The following is a 21,877-nucleotide window of genomic DNA, read 5'->3' as shown; positions in this document are numbered from 1 at the left end:
GCGAGGCCTGCGCGGGGTGCCAGGTGGAAAAATGGTCCGGCAACCGAACATTCGTGCCATCGTCACCGGCACGTCGACGGCGCGGCAACCGGTCGCCGGCGGGCGCTGCGGCAGAAAAAGGCGGCAGGGGTGGGCCGCGCGGGGTTACGCTGCCAGGATGACGCCAAGGCGACAGACGTGGATCGGGGCCGCGGCGGCCGGAGTGCTCACGGTGGGTCTGCTGACGGGCTGCGCGTCCGACGACGCCGCGGCAGCCGAATGCACGAGCACGCCGAACGGCACGCCCGTCGCGGCCGCGCCGGCGACCGGCGCCCCGACCACACAGAATCTCAGCACCAACCCGGAGATCGCGTCGGGCTACCGCTCGGACATGACCGCGGTGCGCACCCGCACCTACGCGGTCTCCACCGCCAATCCGCTCGCCACCGAGGCCGCGTGCCGGGTGCTGCGGGCGGGCGGCACCGCCGCCGACGCACTGGTCACCGCGCAGGCGATGCTCGGGCTCGTCGAACCACAGGCCTCCGGCATCGGCGGCGGCGCCTTCCTGCTGCACTACGACGCGAAGTCGCGCACCGTCGAGGCCTACGACGGCCGCGAGACCGCGCCCGCCGCGGCCACCGAGAACTACCTGCGCTGGGTCAGCGACACCGACCGCACCGAACCCGCCCCGAACACCCGTGCCAGCGGCCGGTCCATCGGGGTGCCCGGCGTGCTGCGGCTGCTCGAGCTCGCCCACCGCGAGCACGGGATGACCGCGTGGAAGGAACTGTTCGACCCGGCGATCAGCCTGGCCGACAGCGGTTTCGCGATCAGCCCGCGGCTGGCCGGGCAGATCGCCGAGTCCGCCAAGGACCTCTCCGCCGACGAGGGCGCCCGCGGGTACTTCCTCGAAGCCGACGGCTCGCCCAAGAAGTCCGGCACCGTCCTCACCAACCCGGCCCTGGCCAAGACGATGTCCGCCGTCGCCACCGACGGCGCGCAGGCCCTCTACACCGGTGCCATCGCCCAGGACATCGTCGAGGCGGCGGGCAGCACCGCGGGCGGGCGCACTCCCAGCCTGCTGACCACCTCCGATCTGGCGGACTACCAGGTCAAGAAGCGCAGCGCGCTGTGCACCGGCTACCGCAAGTTCGAGCTGTGCGGCATGCCCGCACCGTCCTCGGGCGGCAGCACCGTCGCCGCGACGCTCGGCATCCTGGCCAACTTCGACATCCCGGCCCTGCGCCCGCAGGACCTCGACGCCAACGGCGGGCGCCCCGACGCGCAGGCCGTGCACCTGATCTCCGAGGCGGAGCGCCTCGCCTACGCCGACCGCAACAAGTACGTCGCCGACCCGGATTTCGTTCCGCTGCCGGGCAATTCGGTGCTGTCGCTGGTGCACCCGCAGTACCTGAAGCAGCGTTCGGCGCTGATCGACCCGCAGCGCAGCATGGGCACCGCCAAGCCCGGCGACCTCGGTCCGGTGCCGCTGGGCAACGGACCTCAGCCGCCCGAGCACGGCACCAGCCACATCTCCGTCGTCGACAAGTACGGCAATGCCGCCGCGATGACCACCACCGTCGAGTCGGCCTTCGGCTCGTTCCACTTCGTCGACGGCTTCCTGCTGAACAATCAGCTCACCGACTTCGCCGCCGATCCGCTCGACCCGGACGGCACCCCGGTCGCCAACCGCCTGCAGCCCGGTAAGCGCCCGCGCAGCTCGATGGCCCCCACCCTGGTGTTCGACCGCGACGACGCGGGCAACCGCGGCGACCTCGCCCTGGTGACCGGTTCGCCCGGCGGCGCGGTGATCATCCAGTTCGTCGTGAAGACCCTCGTCAACGTCCTGGACTGGGGCGTCGACCCGCAACAGGCGGTCTCCGGTGTCTCCTTCGGCGCGGGCAACACCCCGGTGACCGGCATCGGCGGCGAACACCCCGACATCAATGCCACCGACAACGGCGACCACGACCCCCTCGTCCAGCGCCTGCGCGCCATGGGCCACCAGGTCTCGGTGGCCCCCCAGTCCAGCGGCCTGAGCGCACTACAACGCGACGGCAAGGACGGCTGGATCGGCGGCGCCGACCCCCGCCGCGAAGGCGCCGTCCTCGGCGACACCCGCTAGCGGGTCAGTCCTGGCCGGACGAATACCTGGCGCCCAGTTCACGCAGGCGTTCGATGGCGTCGGCGGCGTGGGCCTTGTCGTTGGAGCGGATCGCCAGCATCGGGACGTAATCGTCGTCGGCCAGCTCGAGGCGGGCCCAGGACTTGCGGTCGGGGAACGCGGCGCCGCGGATGTAGGGCCAGGGGTACTCGTGGTCGCCGAGGATGTTGCGGACCGAGACGCCCGCGGCGCCCGCGCGGACCCGGGGGCGGGTGAGCAATAGGACCGCACCCGCGCCGAGGACGCCGATCAGGATCATCGCGATCTGGTCGGCGAACCGGAAGTTCACGCCGGTCGAACCGGTGCGCAGCAGCAGGCCGCCCGCGGTGAAGAAGACCAGGATGACGATCGCGACCACCACGGCGGTGCGGATCGCGCGGCGTGGCCGTACCTCGAACTCCCACTCCGGCGTGGGGTCGGGTGCACCCGCACCGCGCCGCCAGGTCCGCACCACCGGCACGGTCACGCCGATCGCAGGGCGCGCAGGGTGAGCGCGGCGTCCAAGGCGGCGGCGCAGGCCTGCTCGCCCTTGTCCTCGGCGGAACCGGGCAGCCCGGCGCGGTCGCGCGCCTGCTCCTCGTCGTTGGTGGTGAGCACGCCGTTGGTGACCGGGGTGGCCGCATCCAGCGAAACCCGGGTCAGGCCTGCGGTCACCGCGTCACACACGTACTCGAAATGCGGTGTGCCACCACGGATCACGACACCGAGCGCGACGACGGCGTCGTGCGTGCGGGCCAGTTCCTGGGCGACCACCGGCAGTTCCATCGCGCCGGCGCAGCGCACCACGGTCACCTGCTCGACGCCCGCTTCCTTCGCGACCCGCTGCGCGTTGGCGACGAGGGTGTCGCAGATCTCGGTGTGCCAGCGCGAGGCGACGATGCCGAGTTTGACGTCTTTGGCCTGTGCCAGCGCGAAGGACGGGACACCCGTGCCGCTCATCGTTGCTGCCTTTCGGGAGTGTGCGTGGTGGTCACTGCGCGGTTTCGCCCAGATCCAGGTCGTCCAGGCCGATCAGGTCGTGGCCCATCCGATCCCGCTTGGTACGCAGGTAGTGCAGGTTCTCGGCATTGGCACGCAACGGCATCGGCACCCGCTCGGTGATCCGCAGGCCGTAGCCGTCCAGACCGACGCGCTTGGCCGGATTGTTGGTGAGCAGGCGCATCGACCGGATGCCCAGATCGACCAGGATCTGCGCGCCGGTGCCGTAGTCACGGGCGTCGGCGGGCAGGCCGAGATCGAGATTGGCGTCGACGGTGTCGCGGCCGGTGTCCTGCAGCTGGTAGGCCTGCAGCTTGTGCATCAGGCCGATGCCACGGCCCTCGTGCCCGCGCATGTAGAGCACGACACCGCGGCCCTCGGCGTCGACCATCTCCAGCGCCGCGTCCAGCTGCGGACCGCAATCGCAGCGCAGCGAACCGAAGACATCGCCGGTCAGGCACTCCGAGTGCACGCGCACCAGCACGTCCTCGCCGTCGCCGATGTCGCCGCGCACCAGCGCGACGTGCTCGGCCTCGTCGAAGATGCTCTGGTAGCCGACCGCCTTGAAGTCACCGTGCGCCGTCGGAATCCGCGCCTCGGCCACCCGCACGACATGCTTCTCGTGCTTGCGCCGCCACGCGATCATGTCGGCGATCGAGATCATCGCCAGATCGTGCTCGTCGGCGAAGACCCGCAGCTCGTCGGTGCGGGCCATGTGCCCGTCGTCCTTCTGGCTGACGATCTCGCAGATCACGCCCGCCGGGCGCAGTCCGGCCATCCTGGCCAGATCGACCGCGGCCTCGGTGTGGCCGGGACGGCGCAGTACGCCGCCGTCCTTGGCGCGCAGCGGCACCACGTGACCCGGCCGGGTGAACTCGTCGGCCTTGGCCTCGGCACTGGCCAGCAGCCGCATGGTGACCGCGCGGTCCGCGCCCGAGATGCCGGTCGTGATGCCCTCGCGGGCGTCGACCGAGACGGTGTAGGCGGTGCCGTGCTTGTCCTGGTTCATCGCGTAGGCGGGCGGCAGGCCGAGGCGGTCGCAGTCGTCACCGGTCAGCGGCACGCAGATGTAGCCGGAGGTGTAGCGGATCATGAACGCGACCAGCTCCGGGGTCGCCTTCTCGGCCGCGAAGATGAGATCGCCCTCGTTCTCACGGTCCTCGTCGTCGACGACGACGACAGCCTTGCCGGCCGCGATATCGGCGACCGCGCGCTCGATGCTGTCCAACCTGGTCACGTCTGCTTGCTCCGTATTCTTGGCGGCTGGCGCCGCGGATTTCTCGGCCTCTCGGCCTCGATTCTTCCTACACAGTACGGCGTGCTCCAGGCGCTTTCGGTGCCGCCCGGGGCCGCGGTAGGTCAGCCTCGCTGGGCGAGTCGCTCCACGTACTTGGCGATCACGTCGACCTCGAGATTCACCGTGGTGCCGACGGGTGCGGTACCGAGGACGGTCAGCGCCAGCGTGGTCGGGATCAGCGACACCTCGAACCAGTCGCGGTTGCCGTCGGCGGCGGGCTCGTCGGCGATGCCGAGGCCCGACACGGTGAGGGAGACGCCGTCGACGGTGATCGAGCCCTTCTCCACCACATAGCGCGCGATCGCGTCCGGCAGCGAGATCCGGACGACCTCCCAGTTCTCCGACGGCGTCCGCGAGAGCACCGTGCCGGTGCCGTCGACGTGACCCTGCACGAGATGGCCGCCGAGGCGGCTGTTCAGCGCGGCGGCGCGCTCGAGGTTGACCCGGGAGCCGGCGACCAGACCGCCGATGCTCGACCGGTTCAGCGTCTCCGCCATGACGTCGACGGTGAAGCTGTCGCCGTCGACCACGTCGACGACGGTGAGGCAGACACCGTTGACGGCGATCGAATCGCCGTGCCCGGCATCGGAAGTCACCAGCTTGCCGCGGATCGTCAACCGGGCGGCGTCGGCCAGCTGTTCGGTGGCGACGATCTCGCCCAGCTCTTCGACGATCCCTGTGAACATGCCTGACTCCCTTGTCGCGTCATCCGTACCCGTTGGGCCCAACAGCAGGTGGGCGGCCGCTATTCCCGGCGGCACCCGCTCGCCGCACAGCCTAGTGGCGGGCCGGGTGAGGCCGGTCGGGTCGGGGTCGAATCGGACCGCGGGCACGAGCACGCCCAGGGAAACGAACGGCGGCGCATCGATCCGGCGGCGAATGCGGGCAGAGATGACGGAACCCCGCCGTTAATCACTCCGGCGGTAATTGTTCAATCGAATTTTCGGAGAATCGGTCGCGACCATTCCTCCGGCAGCTCTAACCTGGACTTACCCTGAATTACGAACTGGAAACACGGTGATTCGAATGCTTGCGCCGGGCGGGCCATTGACGCAATATTGTTATGTCGCCGATTCCTGCTGTTCAACTATTCGTCTCGACCTGGTCGGCGGCGCATTCGGCCCGCGGCAAGGCAGCCGCAGGCAGTTCGACCCAGGGATAGTCCACCACTCCAGGAAGTCAGACAATACTGTGGGTCACAACAGGTTCGATACATGTGGGGGTGCCGTGTGAGCACATTGGTCGATTCCACGCTGGAAATTCGGTGCGTCCGTTATCGGCGGGAACTGCACCTGCCCGCGACGATCGATCCCGATTCCCGCCGCATTCTGCTGTTGATCGGCGCGCACTACGGCGCGGTCACCATGCCGGGCGACCTGGGCGAGCGGGTGCAGGCCCGGTTGCAGGGCGCCGCGATCGCGGGTCCGGTCGTCGACCACCCGCGGGCCAGGCGCTGGACCTTCCTCACCGGCCCGTGCCGCCCCGACACCCTCACCCCCACCGCCTCCGCGGAATTGTTCCGGCTCTACACGACGGTCGCGTGCCACGGCAGCCAGATCGTGCTGCCCTCACCCGACGACGAGCGCACCGGCTACCGCACCTGGGTGCAGGCGCCCGTGGCGGCCGACACCCGGCCGCCGCTGCACGCGGTGATCGAAGCGGCGCGGGCGCTGGGCACCCGCACACTCCGCTCGCTCTGATCGAATGCGCGACCTACGGCTGCCAGACAGCAGTCGCGATGCTGCGCAGCGTCTGCACCGCGGCGCCGGGATCGGCGGTGTTGTAGACCGCCGAGCCGGCGACGAAGCAATCGATGCCCGCCGCGGCGGCCTGCTCGATGGTGTCGAGGTTGATGCCGCCGTCGATTTCGACGACCAGCTGCAATTCACCCGCGTCGACCAGATTGCGCACGATCCGCGCCTTCTCCAGCACGCCCGGAATGAACGACTGCCCGCCGAAACCGGGTTCGACACTCATCACCAGCAGGGTGTCGAATTCGCGCAGGATCTCCAGGTACGGCTCGATCGGCGTATTCGGCTTCACCGACAGCCCGGCCTTGCCGCCCGCGGCACGGATGTCGCGAGCCACCGCGATCGGGTCGTCGGTCGCCTCGGCGTGGAAGGTGACGTTGTAGGCGCCTGCCTCGGCGTAACCCGGCGCCCAGCGGCCCGGGTCGTCGATCATCAGGTGGCAGTCGAACGGGATGTCGGTGGCCTTCAGCAGGCTCTGCACCACCGGCAGGCCGAGTGTGAGGTTCGGCACGAAGTGGCCGTCCATGACGTCGACGTGGAGCCAGTCGCAGCCTTCGACAGCGGCGGCCTCGGCGGCCAGGTTCGCGAAGTCCGCAGACAGGATGGACGGGGCGATCATCGGCTTGGCAGGGCGGGAGAACGTCGGTGTGGACACAGCGCGCAAGTGTAGCGACCAAATGGTGATTGCCCTGCCTGGATGTGGGTAGCCTCCATAGAGTGACCAATATTTCGGCGGAACAAGGGCTGTTCAGCGCCCCGGTGGAGATTCGCGTAGCAGCTTCGTTGACCCAGCTGCCGATCCTGCGCGGACTGGCCGAAACCCTGGTCCTGCTCAGCGATTTCACCCTCGACGAGGTCGCCGATGTGCGCCTGGCTGTGGACGAGGTCTGCTCGACGCTCATCGCGATCGCGGCGCCCGGAACGACGCTGACCTGCGAATTCGTGGTCGGTGACAGCGAACTGATGGTGCGGGTCGACGGTGTCGCCGCGGCCGAGGGCATGCCGGATCAGCGCAGCTTCGGCTGGCATGTGCTGCGCACGCTCAGCGACGAGGTGAGCGCCGATCAGCAGGGCTTCGACCCGGTCGTGTCCGGTTATCCGACGACGGTCCGATTCCGTCGGGTCCGGGGGAAGGCGTAGTGCGCGGCGAGGACACCACCGAAGACCACAAGCCCGACCAGGAAACCCGCGCCGAACCGCAGGCCGCCGACAACGGCGCCGCGGCGGAGAACCCGGCCGAGGAGATCGTCGCCGAGGACGCCGAGACCGAGGAGCCGGTTTCCGGCTACGACGATGTCAGCGCGCTGTTCGAGCGTCTCGCGGCGACCGAGCCCGGCAGTGTCGCGCACGCGATCGCGCGGGACGCGCTGATCAACCGGTGCATTCCGCTGGCCGATCACATCGCCAGGAAGTTCAGCGGGCGCGGCGAACCGTTCGACGATCTGTCGCAGGTGGCGCGCGTCGGCCTGGTGCACGCGGTGGACCGGTTCGATCTGAGCCGCGGCTCGAACTTCCTGTCCTTCGCCGTCCCGACGATCATGGGTGAGGTCAGGCGCTACTTCCGCGACAACACCTGGGCGATGCGAGTTCCCCGGCGGGTCAAGGAGACCCACCTACGCATCGGGGCAGCGGTCGACCAGCTGTCGCAACGGCTCGGTCGCTCCCCGACCGCGAAGGAGATCGCGGCCGAACTCGACGTCGACCCCGACGAGGTCACCCAGGCGGTGATCGCGGGCAACGCGTATCAGCCCACCTCGATCGATGCCGCCTCGGTCGGGCGCGACAGCGATGCCTCGCTGCTCGACACCCTGGGCGAGGAGGAATCGCAGTTCGACCGGGTCGAGGAGTACATCGCGGTGCGTCCGCTGCTGGCGGGCCTGCCCGAACGCGAGCGTCGCATTCTGACGATGCGCTTCTTCGAGTCGATGACGCAGACCCAGATCGCGGCCCAGCTGGGGATCTCCCAGATGCACGTCTCGCGCATCCTCGCGAAAACCCTTGCCCGCCTGCGCGAATTGTCCGAACGGGACTGAGGTTCCGCCCCGCCGGGACAACGACGTCCCTACGCCCCCTGCCGTTCGCGCCGCAGCCGGGCGGGCGCCCGCAGCCACCAGGCGCTGTCGACGAGTTCGGCCAGCTGATCGGGGTCGACCACCGCGAGATCGACGAGGACGTACGGGCTCCCGTCGTAGTGCGGTGTCGTGTAGAACGCCGGATCGCCGGAGGCCAGCAAGGCTTCCTTCTCCCCCGGTTCGCACAGCAGTGCCAGCCCACCCTCGGCCTCGACCCGCAACCGCGCGAAGCCCTTCCCCCCGACCTTCAGCCCGGGACTACGCCACCAGGTGCCCTCCTCGACGCCCGGCAACGCCGTCGCCATCGCCACCACCTGTTCCCACGTCATCGCCATGCCCTGATTCTGCGCCTGTGCGGGCGCCGGGCGATTGGACGAATGTCACGTGCCGGCGGGCTACGACGTGCGCGTCGTAGCCCGCCGCCCGCTAGTCGACAGGCTTGCGCAGAGCCGCCAGGAACATCGCATCGGTGCCGTGGCGGTGCGGCCACAGCTGGGCCGACGGACCGTCGCCGAGGTCGGTGACACCGGGGAGGAACTCGCGGGTGTCGAGTTGCTCGGCGCCGGAGCGGCGGACGAAATCGCCGACGACCGCGACGGTTTCGGGCAGGTGCGGTGAGCACGTCGAGTACACGACCACGCCACCGGGGCGCAGCAGGTCCCAGGCGGCGGTGAGCAGTTCCCGCTGCAAGGTCACCAGTTCCGGCACGTCGGCGGGGGTGCGCCGCCAGCGGGCCTCGGGCCGGCGACGCAGCGCGCCGAGGCCGGTGCAGGGCGCGTCGACGAGGATGCGGTCGTAGCCGGGGGTCAGGCCGCTGTCACGGCCGTCGGCGACGTGCACGGTGACGGGCAGCCCGCGGGTGGACTTGCGGACCAGTTCGGCCCGGTGCTCGGCCGGTTCGACGGCGTCGACGGTGAACAGGTCGATCGCGGCCAGCGCGCCCAGCAGGGCCGCCTTGCCGCCGGGACCTGCGCAGAGATCGAGCCAGCGGCCCGCGTCGGGGCCGTTCAGCGGTGCCTTGGTCAGCGCGACGGCGACGAGCTGGCTGCCCTCGTCCTGGACCGCGGCGATGCCGTCGCGGACCGGCTCGAGCTGACCGGGGTCGCCGCCTTCGAGGTACACCGCGTACGGCGACCAGCGGCCTTCCTCGCCGCCGGTGACCAGTGCGAGTTCTTCGGCGGTGATCTCACCGGGCCGCGCGACCAGGTGCACGACCGGGCGCTCGTCGTCGGCGGCCAGCAGCGCACCCAGCTCGCCCGCCTGCGCGCCGAGCGCGTCGGCGAAGGACTGGGCGATCCAGGTGGGGTGGGCGTATTCGAAGGCGAGGCCGCCGACGGGATCGGCGGGCGCCAGCTCGGCCACCCACTCCTCGACGGTCTTCTCCCCTGCCCGGCGCAGCACAGCGTTCACGAAACCGGCACGGCCCTGGCCGAATTCGGCGCGGGCCAGGTCGACGGAGGTATCGACGGCGGCATGCGCGCCGGTGCGGGTCCGCAGCAGCTGGTAGACGCCGAGCCGCAGGATATCGAGGATCGGCCCGTCGATCTCGGCCACCGGCCGCCCCGCGCAGGCCGCGATCACCGCGTCGAGCTGCCCCTGCGAGCGGCACGCGCCATAGGTGAGTTCGGTCGCGAACGCGGCATCACGCCCACTGATCTTGCGCTCCCGCAACAACTTCGGCAGCACCAGGTTGGCGTAGGCGTCGCGCTCGCGCACGGCCCGCAGCACATCGAGGGCCACTTCACGCGCGGGATCGACCGGCTCGCCGCGCCGCTTCCGCGGGCTCGGCACACTGGGATCCGGCCGATCCTCGCGCCTGCGATCCGTCTTCGGACCGGCCTGACTACCGCCACGCTCACCAGCTGAGCGTTTGCCACCGCGGGCCGAGTCGCCGCTCGGGCGCGAGCCACCGGCACGGCCTGCCGCAGCGCCACGGCTCCGCGAACCTTCCTCGCGGGCACCACGATCCGCCGCGGGCCGACCACCGGTCTCACCGCCACGTCCTTGCGGAGCACCCGACCGCGATGCACCCGATCGCTCGTCGCGACCGCGCCGCTCGTCCACGCGTTCGCCGCCGGCGCGCGCACCGGAGCGTCCAGCGCCCCCGCGATCGTCAGAATGACGCCGTTCACCCGCACCACGACCATGCTCGTCGCCACCACGCGCAGCGCGATCACGGTCGTCGGTTCGGCGCCAGTCGCTCGCTCCACGGCCGTTGTCATCGTCACGCCGACGGTCACCCGTGTTGCGTGCCGACCCGCCGTACCGGCTGTCACCAGCGTCGCCCCGGTCATCAGACCAGCGCGAACCACCGGATCGTTGCGGCGTTGCGCGGTCGGAACCGGCGCGCACGGTGCCACCGCCCTTGGCCGCGCGGGCCGCCCAGCCACCGTCGACGTTCTTGCCCGTGACCTTGCGTTCGTCGCGCGGCGTATTTCCGCCGCGCTGGTCGGCTTCCCGGCGTCGCCTGCGATCCGAGGCACTCATGCCTGCACCTCGCTGACGCTCGGCTCCGGCATGACTGCCAGGGCAGCTGTGTTTGTCGGCCGCTCGCTGCGCTCGCTCATCCAATCACCGTGCCAGCTGCCAGGCGGGCGCCGCGGGCCCAGTCCAGGGCGTTCATCATCTTCTTGCCGGGTGGCTGGACCTGGCCGAGCCGGACCGCTGTGGTCGACGTGCCGACGAAGACGCCGGACTTGCGCACCTCGATCTCGCGTTCGGGCAAGGTTTCCTCCACCATCTCCACCGGGCCGAGCTTGAGGCGCAGTCCGTTCATCTCGGTCCACGCGCCGGGCGCCGGGGTGACGGCGCGAATGCGGCGGTGGATGGCCAGTGCGGTCTCGTCGAACCGGATCCGGCCGGCTTCCACGGTCACCTTCGGCGCGTAGGACACACCGTCGCCGGATTGCGGAATCGCTTGCAGCGTCCCGTCTTCCACGCCGTCGAGGGTCTTGTCCAGCAGGACGGCGCCCGCCTCGGCCAGCCGGGCGAGCAGTTCGCCCGCGGTGTCGGTGACGCCGACCTGCTCGGTCATCACGCCGTACACCGGGCCGGTGTCCAGGCCCGCCTCGATCAGGAAGGTCGACGCGCCGGTCAAGTCGTCACCGGCATCGATGGCCGCCTGCACCGGCGCAGCGCCACGCCAGGCGGGCAGCAGCGAGAAGTGCAGGTTGATCCAGCCGTGGGTGGGGATGTCGAGCACCTGCTGGGGCAGCAATGCGCCGTAGGCCACCACCGGGCAGCAGTCCGGGGCCAGGTTGGTCAGTGCCGCGACGAACTCTGGCTCGGTGGGCTTGCGCGGGGTGAGCACCGGGATGCCGTGTTCGTCGGCGAGCTGCCCCACCGGTGACCGCATGATCTTGCGGCCGCGGCCCGCGACGGCGTCGGGGCGGGTGAGCACGGCGACGACCTCGTGGCGCTCGCTCTCGATCAACCTGCGCAGCGACGGCACCGCGGGTTCGGGTGTGCCTGCGAAGACGACGCGCATCAGCGGCCACCGCCGACACCGCTGGACTCGCGGACGGTGATTCCGGCACGGAACCAATCGGATTCGCGGATGGTGCGCATCGCGTCCTTGCGGTCGGCCGGCTCGAGCTTGTTCACGAACAGCACACCGTCGAGGTGATCGGTCTCGTGCTGCACGCATCGCGCGAGCAGCCCTTCGGCCTCGAATTCCACGGGCGCACCGGCACTGTCGACGCCGGTGACACGCACCCGCATCGCGCGGCGCACGTCATAGCGCACGCCGGGAATCGACAGGCAGCCCTCGGGCCCGACCTGCTCGTCCGCACCGATCGCCGTCCATTCCGGATTCACCACGTGCCCCGCGGCGTCACCGGTGTCGTAGACGAACACCCGCAACCCGACCCCGATCTGCGGCGCCGCCATCCCGACCCCGCCGTCGTCGTGCATGGTCTCGGTGAGGTCGGCGATCAACTGGCCGAGCTCGGCGCCGAACTCGGTGACCGCATCCGCACGGGAACGCAGAATGGGGTCGCCGAACAGGCGAACGGGCTGAATGGTCACGCGGCGGCTCCCGGCTGGACGAAGTGCGGTCGTCCCATTCTAGTGACCGCGGACGGTGCTCCCGCCCGGCGTCGCCGTCAGGAGTTGCCCGCGATGATCACCTGCGGGATACCGGTGCCGAGCGCGACCGGTTTGCAGACCGGAGCGGTCGCGTGCGCCGGGTCGAGGACCCGCAGCAATAGCTGCTGCACGAAGGGGTCGTAGACCAGGTGGAAATGGCCGGTCAGGTCGTCGGCGCAGAGGTCCTGGAGGACGAGGTTCTCCGCGCCCGCGCCGTGCAGGGCGATGTTCTCGAAAGGCTGGATCATCTCGTCGACCCTGCTGCCGACGGTGACGTAGCGCGGGCCGGGCACGGTGTCGCCACCGGCATTGAGCTCGACCATCAGCGGTTCACCCTGCGCCTGCTGGACCGCGGCCGTCGAGGTGACCTTCGCGTAGACATCCATCATCCCGGGGACTGCCTGACCGACCGGCACGAGTCCGTACATGACGCCGCCGTAGCTGGGCGAGGCGAGCCCGACCCAGGTGCCGACCTTGGGCGCTCCCCCGAGCTTGTTGACGTAGTACCGGCTCACGGTCGCGCCCTGGGAGAAGCCGACCAGGTCGATCTTCGCCGCACCGGTCACCGCGAGCACGTCGTCGACGAAGGCCGCGAGCTGGGCGAAGCTGATCCGCATGTCTTCGGTGCCAAAGGTATCGGCGCCCGGCGCGCCGCCGTAGTTCAGGGCGAACACGCACATGCCCGCGTCGACGAGCTGCGGACCGATACCCGCCCAATCGGAGTACGCACTGGAGTCGGTACCGTGCACGAGCACTACCGGACGCGGATGTTCGGCGGTCGGCTTACAGCCGAAGTTGTTGACCCCCACCGGAACCGCGCTCGGATGCCCGTCGAGATAGCGGGCGGCGGCGAGATGGTCGGTCTGCCGCGGGCCCGGTTCGTTCGGCACGACGGCAGGCCGGTACCCCGCGGGTTCGGCTCCGGCCGGCGAGACCATGCTCCCCAAGGTCGCGGCGACGGCTAGCGCGATCGCGCCCGCCCGTCGCTTTTGTGCCATTCCCCAAACCCACCTGCGCCGCGGATGTCCCATATCCCAAAGAGATACACCCTCGGCGTGGGTTTCGCACCCCCACGAAGGGGGTAGGGCTGCCCCGAATTATCGGGGGTTCCGTGACGGCACCGACCGCGGCCTGTTCCGGTGCGTCGCGCACCCTGCCGTCGCACTGCGACATGCTCGGCAGGGCACGCTCGCCCCCGTCCCCCGACCGGGCGCGACACACCGGGAGCTCACTTCTCGGACGTGGTGTCGCCCCCGGGCGTGATGTCGTCCTCGGCGAGGATGCGGTACAGCGCCCGCCGGGTCTCGGTGAGCACCTCGGCGGCCTTGGCCGCCTGCTCCGCCGTGCCGACCTGGGCGACCTGACCGACCGCGCCCATGACCTGTCCGACCAGGCCGCGCAGGTCCAGCGCCTGGGCGCCGACGTCCTGCTTGACCTCCGCCCACGGGTCGCCGAGCTCCTCACGATTGGCCTCGACATAGGCCTTGCCCTCGTCGGTGAGCTGGGCGGTCTTACGACCGGCCACCTTCTCGATGAGCACCAGACCCTCGTCCTCGAGCTGGGCCAGTGCCGGGTAGATGGAACCCGGGCTGGGACGCCAGACGTCGTCGCTACGCTCGCGGATCTGCTGGATCAGCTCGTAGCCGTGCATGGGCCGCTCGACGAGCAGCAGCAGCACCGCGGCACGCACGTCACCGCGCCTGCCCCGCCCGCCGCGGCCGCGTCCACGACCGAAGCCGGGACCGAAACCCGGCCCGAACCCGGGGCCGAAGCCCGGTCCGAACTCGGGACCGTGCCCGTGTCGCCCACCCCGGCGGAACTGCCGCCGATCGGGACCGAATTCCGTAGGGCCGGGTCCACGTCCACGACCGAAGTGTCCGAATTCTCGTTTCTCTGCGTTGTGCATGACAGCCTCCTCAGGCTCTCTCGTTGTTCTTGACACTATCGACGATATATCGGCAATGCATCGAGCGCAAGGGGTATTCTGAATTCACCATGACGGAGCCGCGCCGGCCGATGCGCCTGGCCGAACTGGTCGCCTCGCTGTCGCTGGCCACCGACCTCGGCCTGGGCCAGCCGCAGGAGCACGTCCTGCGCCAGACCGTGCTGGCCACCCGGCTCGCCGCGGCCGCGGGCCTGTCCGACGCCGATCGCGCTGCCGCGTACTACATTTCGCTGCTGGCCTGGGTCGGCTGCGTCGCCGACTCCCCCGAGATGGCGCGCTGGTTCGGCGACGACCTGCGGATCAGGGCCGACAGCTACCAGATCGACAAGACCGGGCTGCCGATGCTGACGTTCCTGCTCGGCCACCTCGCCACGACCGGCTCCCCGCTGCGGCGGATCTCGGTGACCAGCCGGTTCCTCGCCGGCGGCGTGCGCGACAGCATGGACTCGTTGCTCACCCACTGCCGGACCGCCGCCGACATCGCCGAGCGCCTCGACCTGCCCGCCGCGGTCCGCACCGCACTACCGCAGGCGTTCGAACGCTGGGACGGCCACGGCGTTCCCGCGGGCCTGCGCGGCGACGGGATCATCCCGGTGATGCGCGTGGTCCACATCGCCGACGACGCCGAGGTGCACGCGCGGATGGGCGGCGTCGAGGCCGCCGTCCGGATGTTGCGCTCGCGCAGCGGCACCGAGTTCGATCCGGAGCTGGTCGAGCTGTGCGTTCGCGACGACGGCGCGCTGCTCGACGGACTGGACCGGGTCGATGCCTGGCAGCACGTCATCGACGGCTGCGCCGCGCTCGACCGCCCCGTTCCCGAAGCCGAACTCACCGACGTGCTCACGGTGTTCGCCGACTACGCCGACGCGAAAGCCACCTGGTTCCTGGGCCATTCGCGCGCCGTCGCCGAGCTGGCCGCGGCGGCGGCCCGCGAGTACGGCCTGCCCGCCGAGCAGGCGACCACGGTGCGGCGGGCCGGACTGGTGTGCCGGCTCGGCACCATCGGCGTCTCGACCGGCATCTGGAACAAGCCGGGACCGCTGACCCCGGGCGAACGCGAACGGGTGCGGATGGTCCCTTACCTCACCGAACGCATCCTGGCCCGCAGCCCGCACCTCGCGCTGCTCGCGGGACCGGCATCGATGGTCTACGAGCGGATGGACGGCTCCGGCTATCCGCGCGGGCTCACCGGCTCGATGCTGCCACCGGCCGCGCGCCTGCTGGCCGCCGCGCAGATGGCGCGCGCGCTTGCCGAGGACCGCCCGCATCGCCCGGCCGCCGACCCCGACGACCGGGCGCGGCTCCTGCGCGCCGAGGTGACCGCGGGCCGGCTCGACGGCGATGCCGTCGCGGCGGTGCTGGCCGCCGCGGAGGGCCGCAGGCCGCGCAGGCGCGCCCAGGTCGCCGGGCTCACCGCGCGCGAACTCGATGTCCTCGCGCTGCTGGTGCGCGGCCGGTCCACCCGCGAGATCGCGCAGGTCCTCGGCATCAGCCCGCGCACCGCGGGCAGCCACGTCGAGCACATCTACACCAAGATCGGGGTGCACAGCCGCGGGTCAGCGGCGGTGTTCGCGATGCGCCACGGCCTGCTGCCGGACGAGGATCAGCCCGCGAAGATCGGGTGATCACCCGATGTCCGGCCGCCGCGCGCGGCCGAGACTTCCGGTATGACTACCTCCACCGCTCCCCGGCAGACGACCGGATCCCCGGTCGCCGACACGTTTCTCGCCGCGCTGATCCGGCGCGACTTCACGGCCATGACCGCCTGCCTCGCTCCCGAGGTGCGCCTGCGCGGCCTCATCCCGCCCGGGGCGTTCGACGCGCTGGGTTCGGGCCCGACCATGGACCGGTTCCGCGGCTGGTTCGGCGGACCGGACGAGTTCGCCGTCGTCGACGCCGGTCACGAACGCCGCGGCGACAAGCTCGCCCTGCACTGGCTGGTCCGGATGCGGCCCGCGCACGATCCCGGCGCGGCCCGGATCGCCGAGCAGCGGGTCTTCCTCACGACCGAGCGGGACCGGATCACCACGATCGATCTGCTGTGCTCGGGCTGGCAGCCCGCCGGGTGAACTCAGCCCTGCCCGGCCAGCTCGTCGATCCAGCGGGTCAGCCGCGCGCCCTCGGTCACCATCAGTTCGGGATCGCGGAAGGTGTTGGCGAGCAAAGAGATTCCCTGATACGCCGCGACGAAGGCGACGGCGAGTTCGGCGGCGTCGGGCCTGCCGAGTGCGGTGAACTGGGCCCGCGCCCAGTCGATGAGCAGGCTCATCAGCCGTGCCGGTTCGCCGCCGAAGGCGTCGGGACGCTTGTCGAGTTCGGCGGCCAGCGAGCCGGTCGGGCAGCCGTAGCGCGCGGCGAGATCGCGCTGGTCCACCCAGCTCGCGACCATCGCCTTCAACCGCTCGGCAGGTCCCGGCAGCGGGTCGATCCCGGCGACGATCCCGGCCAGCACGCTCGCGTGGGTGTCGATCACTGCCTGGACGAACTGGTCCTTGGTCTTGAAGTAGTAGTAGACGTTGCCGACCGGCACCTCGGCCGCGACGGCGATGTCGGCGATGGTCGTCTTCTCGACGCCCTGCTCGTAGAAGACCCGTGCGGCCGCCTCGACGAGCCGCTCCCGCTTCCCGATCTTCGGCCGCACCTGCGCCACTGAGTCAGTCATACAACTAACTATAGACAGCCCCGACGAGCGTTGCTACGGTGAGTTAGTCAGCCAACTAACTCAGGAGTTCTCATGATCGTCGTCACCGGTGCCACCGGCAATATCGGACGCCAGCTGGTCGGTCTGCTCGCCGCGGCGGGCGAGCGGGTCAGGGCCGTCTCGCGCGGTGCCACCCCCGTCGACCTGCCCGCGGGCGTGGACCACGTCGTCGCCGACCTGGGCGACCTCGACAGCCTCTCCCCCGCCTTCCGGGGCGCGGACGCCCTGTTCCTGCTGATCACCGGCGAGCAGCTGATGACCGGACCCGAACCGGCCCAGCTGCTGAAGGCCGCGTCCGCCGCCGGTATCCGCCGGGTGGTGTTCGTGTCCTCGCAGGGCGCGGTGACCCGGCCCGGCTCGGCCGGCTACGCGCGGACCGTCGCGTTCGAGCGGGCACTGGCGGAGTCCGATCTCGCCTGGACCGCGCTGCGGCCGGGCGCGTTCTTCTCCAACACCTATGCCTGGATCGAGCCGGTGCGCACCGCGCGCACCGTCGCCGCGCCGTTCGGCGATGTCGGCCTGCCCTCGGTCGACCCGGGGGACATCGCGGCGGTCGCGGCCGTCGCCCTGCGCGCGGACGGGCACGCCGGTCACGCCTACACGCTGACCGGTCCGGCCGTGGTGACCCCGCGCGAGCAGGCGGCCGCGCTCGCCGTGGCCGTCGACGAGCCGATCGCCTTCGTCGAACTCAGCGCGGAGCAGGCGAAGAAGAACATGCTGCGGTTCATGCCCGAGGCGGTCGCCGACCACACCCTGACCATCCTCGGCACGCCGACCGTGGCGGAGCAGCAGGTCAGCGGCGATATCGAGCGGATACTCGGGCGCCCGGCGACCTCGTACGCGGAGTGGGCACTGCGGCAGCGGGCGATGTACCGCTGAGTGGGGTCCCCCGGCTCAGCTCACGCCTCGTCGTTCAGGCGAGCCCGCAGCGTGGGCAGGCCGGGTCCGGCGAGTTCGTCGACACCGGCGGTGCGGCCCGCCATGACCATGACCAGCGCGATCGTCGGACCGCTGACCAGCGGACCGGTGCCCGTGGCGAAGGGCCCGTCGGTGGCCGCCAGGCGCAGGCCGGCGATGGTGGTCTTGCTGGGCACGGTGAAATCGCGGCTCGCGTAGAAGTCCGCGACCGCGGTGGCCGCCTCGATCGAGGGGGTGGTGGACAGTCCGAGCGGGCGCCGGATGTCCTGGCCGTGGACGACGACCTCGCCGAGCCAGGCCGCGGTGTGCCCGGACGCCGCGGTCGTGCTGGACACGACTTCCCGGAACCGGGTGAGCGTCTCGGCGGGCGTGGTACCGCGATGTTCGGCGAGCCGGCGGGCATTGTGCAGGTCGAAGTCGAAGCGGGCGCCGAGGACACTGGCCAGCCAGCGCAGCCGCCCGATACTCGCCGCCGCGGTGAGATGGGCGACGACCTCCTCGACCACCCAGTCCCCGCACAGCGATCGACGGGCCCACTGCTCGTCGTCCAGGCCGGCGAGGTCGTCGGCGAGGGCCGCCCGTTCGGCGTGGGTCATCGCCCACAGTTCGTCGCTAGAGCGGGTTGTCGCCACGGGCACCTCCAGGGCGCGGTTCGGGGACGCGCGGGCGCGCGCCATCGTCAGTGCAGACGACGCCGAGCGCGCGAATTCATCGGGCCCGGTGTCAGCCCTCGGCGGTAGCGGGCACCGGTTCGCCGCGCTGGGCGGGGGCCGACCGGCGGCGGTCGTTGGCCACGGCGGTGATCACGCAGGTGCCGAGCGGGCCTTCGCGGTCGTACATGGTCGCGGTGCTCACCGCGACACCGGCGTTGCCGACGTGGTCGAGGGCCTGCATGCCGAGTTCCGGGCCCACCGGCAGGCGGGACAGGGTGAGGGTCATGTCGGCGTTGATGTAGCCGACGCCGCTCGAACCCCAGTGGCAGACCAGGTTGGTGAGGTCGCCGGTGGCGGCGGCCCGCTGGAACGGGGTGAACGGTTCCCCGGCCACCAGCGGGGGCAGGTTCTGCCAGGTGACCTTGCGCCCGGCGTCGAGCGCCGCGCCGACGTCGGCGATCCAGTCGCCGTCACCGGACTTGAACAGCGGGAGGGCGCCCTGCGGATCGTCCCGGCGTTCCGCGGGGGCGGGCAGGTCCCGTCGCGGCTGCCAGATCGTCCCCGGCGGGTCGTCGGTGGCGGCCAGGAAGGTCACGGTGGCCCTGGCCCGCGTCTGGTCCTGCTGGACGAGCCAGGAATCGACGACCTTGATGCGGTTGCCTGCCCGCACCACCGCGCTGTGCAGCGTGATCGGCTCCCGGGTGACCTGCTGGAACAGGTCGACCGAGAGCCGCGCCGGCACGAACCCCGTTCCCGGACTGTGCTTCTCGGCCTCCCGTGCGAGCAGACCGCAGACCGCGACGCCGTGCAGCTGGTTCGGCGACCAGCGGCTCACCGCCAGATCGCTCGCCACGTACATCCCGTCGCGCGTCGTGAAGAACTCCACCACGATCCTCTCTGCTCACCCGAGGTCATGGTAGGACAGGGCCGTCGCCGCCGAATCCGACGGGCGCTCGTCACCCGGTCACAGCCGGGCTGCCGGCCCGATCAGCCGATGTCGACCGGGTCGACCTGCACCCGCAGGGGGTCGTCGGATCGGTGGGAGCTGCGGACCGCCTGGGCAGCGGTCAGGGCGCGCGCCAAGGGCGCGCCCGCGGATCGGCCGACTCGCAGCAGCATGCGCTCGACCTCCGCCGGAGAATCGCTGCCGGAGAACGGTTTCCGAGCCGTCGGCGGCAGCGGAACCGGACCGAGTACCTCGGTGCCGTCGGGCAGCGCCGCCGCGTCGAGGAACTCGGCGATCGAGGCGGACGTGCCGTCGACGGCTGCCAGGCGCACGGCGGGCGGGAAGCCGACCTCGGCGCGCGCCGCGAGTTCGGCGGCGGCGTGGTGGACGGGGTCCCAGCGGACCAGTGCCTGGACGGTGGGCAGGGCGGGCTCGGCCATCACGATGACCTGTCCGCGCGGCCGGACCAGGGCGGCGGCGCCCATCCAGCGGCGCAGCGTGTCCTCGCTCGCCCGCAGGTCGGCGCGGCCGAGCAACGCCCAGCCGTCGAGCAGCAGCGCCACCCCGTAGCCGCCGCGCACGAGCGGTTCGGCGCCGACCGTGGCGACGACCACCTGGGCGCCCGGCTCGACGGTATCGAGGACTTCCCCGCCGCCCGAGCCCCGGATCGGCACGCCGGGGAACGCCCGGCCGAGTTCTTCGGCGGTGCGCGCCGCGCCGATCACCATCGCCCGCAATGCGCGCGCGCCACAGGCCTGACAGCGGAAGGCGGCCTCGGTGATACCGCACCACTTGCACTGCGGGCTCGCCGCCTGGCCGTCGGCGGATTGGGGCAGCGCCAACGGCCCGTTGCAGTGCCGGCAGCGAGCAGGCGTCCGGCATTTCGCGCAGGCCAGCGAGGGGACGTAGCCGCGCCGGGGCACCTGGACCAGCACCGCGGCGTTCTCCTTGATCGCCGCGCGCGCCGCCGCGAAGGCGACACCGGGCATCCGGACCGCCCGCGCGAGCGCGTCCCGCTCCAGCGCGAAGTCGGTGTCACCGGGCGCGCTGATCCGCGGCATCACCTCGCGCAGCACTTGGCGCTCGGCGAGAAGGTCACGGGCCCAGCCGGATTCGACCACGGCCTGGATCTCGGCGGTCCGGGCGAAACCGGCGGCGACGAAGGCCGCGCCCGTCTCGTGGGCGCGCAGCATCGCCACCTCGCGGGCGTGCGGATACGGCGCACGCGGTTCGGCGTAGGTGTCGTCGCCGTCGTCCCAGAGGGCGATCAGCCCGAGGTCGCGCGCGGGCGCGAACACCGCCGCGCGGGTGCCGACCACGATGCGCGCCTGCCCGCGCAGCACCGCCAGCCACCGCCGGTACCGCGCCGCGGGCCCCAGCCCCGCCGACAACCCGACCGCCGAATCCCCCACCAGCCGAACACATTCGGCGAGCAGCCGATCGAGGTCACGCTGATCCGGCACCATCAGCACCGCGCTGCGCCCACCGGCCACCACGGTGGCGGCGAGTTCGGCCAGCCGCGCCGCCCAGTCCTCCCCCGGCAGCGCCTGCCACGCGGCGCGCGCACCCCTACGCTGCCGCAGCGCGCCGACGAACGCCTCGCCGTGCACGTACCTACCCCATGCCGAAGTATCGACGCTCAGTTCCATTGCCGCACTGGATGATTCACCGTCGGAACCGGGAGTCGACGGCTGCTGCGCCACCCCCGCCTGCGCTCCGGGCTCAGCTCGCGGACTATCGGCCAGATCCTGCCCACGGGGCGAATCGACAGTCGACGATTCTCGCGCTGTCGCCGATTCCGGTCGCGTTCGATCGCTGGAGTACTCGTCGAGAGCGGAATCCGTCTCGGAATGCCCCGTGTCCACCCCGGACCGATCGCTCACCGGCTGCTGGCCGCGACCACTGACGGCCGGGTCCTCCGCTGCCGCCGGGACCGGCTCGACCTCGTCGATTGCGATCGCATCGGTGGCGGATTCCGTTGCGGCAGTGGATTTTTTGGTAGCACCAGCCTCGGTGCGGGCGTGGCGAGGCGGGATGGCCAGGCGCAGGACATCGGCCCGGGTACCCGCATAGCGGGCGGCGACGGAGGTGGCCAGGCGCAGGATCTCCGGGGTGAGGACGCGTTCCGGGGAGACGACGCGCTCGAGCTTCACCATCTTGCCGGTGTGCTCGCTGCGCGGGAGACGCTCGAGCAGGTACCCGTCGACCAGGCGGCCCGCGAAACGGACGCGGACCCGCACGCCGGGCTGCGCGATCTCGTCCAGTTCCGGCGGCACCAGGTAGTCGAAGTCACGGTCCAGGTGCGCAGGCGACAGCAGCGGGAGCACCCGAGCGATCGGGCGTCCCGCTGCTGTCGTTGTGTCGTCCGCTGCCACGCGGGCGTTGAG

22 protein-coding genes are annotated in these 21,877 nt (G+C 71.2%); 7 read left to right on the top strand and 15 right to left on the bottom strand.

Annotation, left to right across the window (positions count from 1 at the left end; all coding sequences use genetic code 11):
- Window positions 1-157: 157 nt before the first annotated feature.
- Window positions 158-2,104 (top strand): gamma-glutamyltransferase family protein, encoded by a 1,947-nt coding sequence (locus tag ACFVAV_RS09500; protein ID WP_379032567.1) that lies wholly within the window; start codon window positions 158-160, stop codon window positions 2,102-2,104.
- A gap of 4 nt (window positions 2,105-2,108) precedes the next feature.
- Here the strand turns inward: ACFVAV_RS09500 and ACFVAV_RS09495 are convergent, their stop codons facing one another.
- The 4 genes from ACFVAV_RS09495 to ACFVAV_RS09480 form a co-directional block, all read right to left on the bottom strand.
- On the bottom strand, window positions 2,109-2,603 hold the full coding sequence (locus ACFVAV_RS09495) for a PH domain-containing protein (protein WP_379033575.1): 495 nt from the start codon (window positions 2,601-2,603) through the stop codon (window positions 2,109-2,111).
- Between the two features lie 2 nt (window positions 2,604-2,605).
- Entirely contained in the window at window positions 2,606-3,082 is a 477-nt protein-coding gene (ribH, locus tag ACFVAV_RS09490) for a 6,7-dimethyl-8-ribityllumazine synthase (RefSeq protein WP_355281318.1), read from the bottom strand.
- A 31-nt stretch (window positions 3,083-3,113) separates the two neighbouring features.
- Window positions 3,114-4,358 (bottom strand): bifunctional 3,4-dihydroxy-2-butanone-4-phosphate synthase/GTP cyclohydrolase II, encoded by a 1,245-nt coding sequence (locus ACFVAV_RS09485; protein ID WP_379032565.1) that lies wholly within the window; start codon window positions 4,356-4,358, stop codon window positions 3,114-3,116.
- 122 nt (window positions 4,359-4,480) lie between these two features.
- A complete protein-coding gene (locus ACFVAV_RS09480; RefSeq protein ID WP_379032562.1) occupies window positions 4,481-5,104 on the bottom strand; it encodes a riboflavin synthase in 624 nt (207 codons plus the stop codon).
- 543 nt (window positions 5,105-5,647) lie between these two features.
- Here ACFVAV_RS09480 and ACFVAV_RS09475 point away from each other — a divergent pair.
- The gene (locus ACFVAV_RS09475; protein WP_379032559.1) at window positions 5,648-6,118 is read left to right on the top strand and encodes a hypothetical protein; all 471 of its coding nucleotides are present in this window, start codon (window positions 5,648-5,650) and stop codon (window positions 6,116-6,118) included.
- Window positions 6,119-6,131: 13 nt separating this feature from the next.
- Here the strand turns inward: ACFVAV_RS09475 and rpe are convergent, their stop codons facing one another.
- The gene (rpe, locus tag ACFVAV_RS09470) at window positions 6,132-6,788 is read right to left on the bottom strand and encodes a ribulose-phosphate 3-epimerase (RefSeq protein ID WP_379033572.1); all 657 of its coding nucleotides are present in this window, start codon (window positions 6,786-6,788) and stop codon (window positions 6,132-6,134) included.
- Between the two features lie 98 nt (window positions 6,789-6,886).
- On the opposite strand from rpe, the gene ACFVAV_RS09465 reads away from it, so the two are divergent.
- The gene (locus tag ACFVAV_RS09465; RefSeq protein WP_379032556.1) at window positions 6,887-7,309 is read left to right on the top strand and encodes an ATP-binding protein; all 423 of its coding nucleotides are present in this window, start codon (window positions 6,887-6,889) and stop codon (window positions 7,307-7,309) included.
- A 104-nt stretch (window positions 7,310-7,413) separates the two neighbouring features.
- The gene (locus tag ACFVAV_RS09460; RefSeq protein WP_379033569.1) at window positions 7,414-8,202 is read left to right on the top strand and encodes an RNA polymerase sigma factor SigF; all 789 of its coding nucleotides are present in this window, start codon (window positions 7,414-7,416) and stop codon (window positions 8,200-8,202) included.
- 29 nt (window positions 8,203-8,231) lie between these two features.
- Here ACFVAV_RS09460 and ACFVAV_RS09455 read toward each other — a convergent pair whose 3' ends face one another.
- The 6 genes from ACFVAV_RS09455 to ACFVAV_RS09430 all read right to left on the bottom strand — a co-directional run bounded on the left by ACFVAV_RS09455 (window position 8,232) and on the right by ACFVAV_RS09430 (window position 14,233).
- Complete coding sequence (locus ACFVAV_RS09455) at window positions 8,232-8,576, bottom strand: MmcQ/YjbR family DNA-binding protein (RefSeq protein WP_379032554.1); 345 nt, start codon at window positions 8,574-8,576, stop codon at window positions 8,232-8,234.
- 91 nt (window positions 8,577-8,667) lie between these two features.
- Window positions 8,668-9,981 carry an RsmB/NOP family class I SAM-dependent RNA methyltransferase gene (locus tag ACFVAV_RS09450; RefSeq protein WP_379033566.1) on the bottom strand — a complete coding sequence of 438 codons (1,314 nt, stop codon included), beginning with the start codon at window positions 9,979-9,981 and terminating at the stop codon, window positions 8,668-8,670.
- Window positions 9,982-10,804: 823 nt separating this feature from the next.
- Window positions 10,805-11,728 carry a methionyl-tRNA formyltransferase gene (gene fmt, locus ACFVAV_RS09445; protein WP_379032551.1) on the bottom strand — a complete coding sequence of 308 codons (924 nt, stop codon included), beginning with the start codon at window positions 11,726-11,728 and terminating at the stop codon, window positions 10,805-10,807.
- The gene (def, locus tag ACFVAV_RS09440; protein WP_379032549.1) at window positions 11,728-12,267 is read right to left on the bottom strand and encodes a peptide deformylase; all 540 of its coding nucleotides are present in this window, start codon (window positions 12,265-12,267) and stop codon (window positions 11,728-11,730) included. The genes fmt and def overlap by 1 nt, the downstream gene beginning before the upstream one ends.
- Window positions 12,268-12,344: 77 nt before the next feature.
- The gene (locus ACFVAV_RS09435; RefSeq protein ID WP_379032546.1) at window positions 12,345-13,325 is read right to left on the bottom strand and encodes an esterase/lipase family protein; all 981 of its coding nucleotides are present in this window, start codon (window positions 13,323-13,325) and stop codon (window positions 12,345-12,347) included.
- A gap of 230 nt (window positions 13,326-13,555) precedes the next feature.
- Entirely contained in the window at window positions 13,556-14,233 is a 678-nt protein-coding gene (locus tag ACFVAV_RS09430; RefSeq protein WP_379032544.1) for a PadR family transcriptional regulator, read from the bottom strand.
- A gap of 89 nt (window positions 14,234-14,322) precedes the next feature.
- Between ACFVAV_RS09430 and ACFVAV_RS09425 the strand changes: the two genes are divergently transcribed.
- Window positions 14,323-15,897, top strand: coding sequence for an HD domain-containing phosphohydrolase (locus tag ACFVAV_RS09425; RefSeq protein WP_379032541.1), 1,575 nt, complete (start codon window positions 14,323-14,325; stop codon window positions 15,895-15,897).
- Between the two features lie 42 nt (window positions 15,898-15,939).
- Window positions 15,940-16,341, top strand: a complete 402-nt coding sequence (locus ACFVAV_RS09420) for a nuclear transport factor 2 family protein (RefSeq protein WP_379032538.1) — start codon at window positions 15,940-15,942, stop codon at window positions 16,339-16,341.
- Window positions 16,342-16,343: 2 nt separating this feature from the next.
- Here the strand turns inward: ACFVAV_RS09420 and ACFVAV_RS09415 are convergent, their stop codons facing one another.
- Window positions 16,344-16,934 carry a TetR/AcrR family transcriptional regulator gene (locus ACFVAV_RS09415; protein WP_379032535.1) on the bottom strand — a complete coding sequence of 197 codons (591 nt, stop codon included), beginning with the start codon at window positions 16,932-16,934 and terminating at the stop codon, window positions 16,344-16,346.
- 72 nt (window positions 16,935-17,006) lie between these two features.
- On the opposite strand from ACFVAV_RS09415, the gene ACFVAV_RS09410 reads away from it, so the two are divergent.
- Window positions 17,007-17,852, top strand: a complete 846-nt coding sequence (locus tag ACFVAV_RS09410; protein ID WP_379032532.1) for an SDR family oxidoreductase — start codon at window positions 17,007-17,009, stop codon at window positions 17,850-17,852.
- 20 nt (window positions 17,853-17,872) lie between these two features.
- Here ACFVAV_RS09410 and ACFVAV_RS09405 read toward each other — a convergent pair whose 3' ends face one another.
- The 3 genes from ACFVAV_RS09405 to ACFVAV_RS09395 form a co-directional block, all read right to left on the bottom strand.
- Entirely contained in the window at window positions 17,873-18,487 is a 615-nt protein-coding gene (locus ACFVAV_RS09405) for a maleylpyruvate isomerase family mycothiol-dependent enzyme (RefSeq protein ID WP_379033563.1), read from the bottom strand.
- Window positions 18,488-18,614: 127 nt separating this feature from the next.
- On the bottom strand, window positions 18,615-19,430 hold the full coding sequence (locus tag ACFVAV_RS09400) for an acyl-CoA thioesterase domain-containing protein (protein ID WP_379032530.1): 816 nt from the start codon (window positions 19,428-19,430) through the stop codon (window positions 18,615-18,617).
- A 101-nt stretch (window positions 19,431-19,531) separates the two neighbouring features.
- The gene (locus tag ACFVAV_RS09395) at window positions 19,532-21,865 is read right to left on the bottom strand and encodes a primosomal protein N' (RefSeq protein ID WP_379032527.1); all 2,334 of its coding nucleotides are present in this window, start codon (window positions 21,863-21,865) and stop codon (window positions 19,532-19,534) included.
- Between the last annotated feature and the right edge of the window lie 12 nt (window positions 21,866-21,877).

It is taken from the genome of Nocardia sp. NPDC057663 (genome assembly GCF_042799895.1).
Classification (GTDB): Bacteria; Actinomycetota; Actinomycetes; order Mycobacteriales; family Mycobacteriaceae; genus Nocardia.
The sequence above is the reverse complement of the archived record's forward strand: the minus strand, read 5'-3'. Positions and strand labels throughout refer to the sequence as shown.

Bases quoted from the DNA above. Each gene is read 5' to 3' on its own strand.
- ribH (WP_355281318.1), bottom strand. From the start codon at position 3,082: ATGAGCGGCACGGGTGTCCCGTCCTTCGCGCTGGCACAGGCCAAAGAC.
- ACFVAV_RS09500 (WP_379032567.1), top strand. From the start codon at position 158: ATGACGCCAAGGCGACAGACGTGGATCGGGGCCGCGGCGGCCGGAGTG.
- ACFVAV_RS09435 (WP_379032546.1), bottom strand. From the start codon at position 13,325: ATGGCACAAAAGCGACGGGCGGGCGCGATCGCGCTAGCCGTCGCCGCG.
- ACFVAV_RS09425 (WP_379032541.1), top strand. From the start codon at position 14,323: ATGACGGAGCCGCGCCGGCCGATGCGCCTGGCCGAACTGGTCGCCTCG.
- ACFVAV_RS09415 (WP_379032535.1), bottom strand. From the start codon at position 16,934: ATGACTGACTCAGTGGCGCAGGTGCGGCCGAAGATCGGGAAGCGGGAG.
- ACFVAV_RS09410 (WP_379032532.1), top strand. From the start codon at position 17,007: ATGATCGTCGTCACCGGTGCCACCGGCAATATCGGACGCCAGCTGGTC.
- ACFVAV_RS09430 (WP_379032544.1), bottom strand. From the start codon at position 14,233: ATGCACAACGCAGAGAAACGAGAATTCGGACACTTCGGTCGTGGACGT.
- fmt (WP_379032551.1), bottom strand. From the start codon at position 11,728: ATGCGCGTCGTCTTCGCAGGCACACCCGAACCCGCGGTGCCGTCGCTG.
- ACFVAV_RS09480 (WP_379032562.1), bottom strand. From the start codon at position 5,104: ATGTTCACAGGGATCGTCGAAGAGCTGGGCGAGATCGTCGCCACCGAA.
- rpe (WP_379033572.1), bottom strand. From the start codon at position 6,788: ATGATCGCCCCGTCCATCCTGTCTGCGGACTTCGCGAACCTGGCCGCC.
- ACFVAV_RS09455 (WP_379032554.1), bottom strand. From the start codon at position 8,576: ATGGCGATGACGTGGGAACAGGTGGTGGCGATGGCGACGGCGTTGCCG.
- ACFVAV_RS09405 (WP_379033563.1), bottom strand. From the start codon at position 18,487: ATGACCCACGCCGAACGGGCGGCCCTCGCCGACGACCTCGCCGGCCTG.
- ACFVAV_RS09420 (WP_379032538.1), top strand. From the start codon at position 15,940: ATGACTACCTCCACCGCTCCCCGGCAGACGACCGGATCCCCGGTCGCC.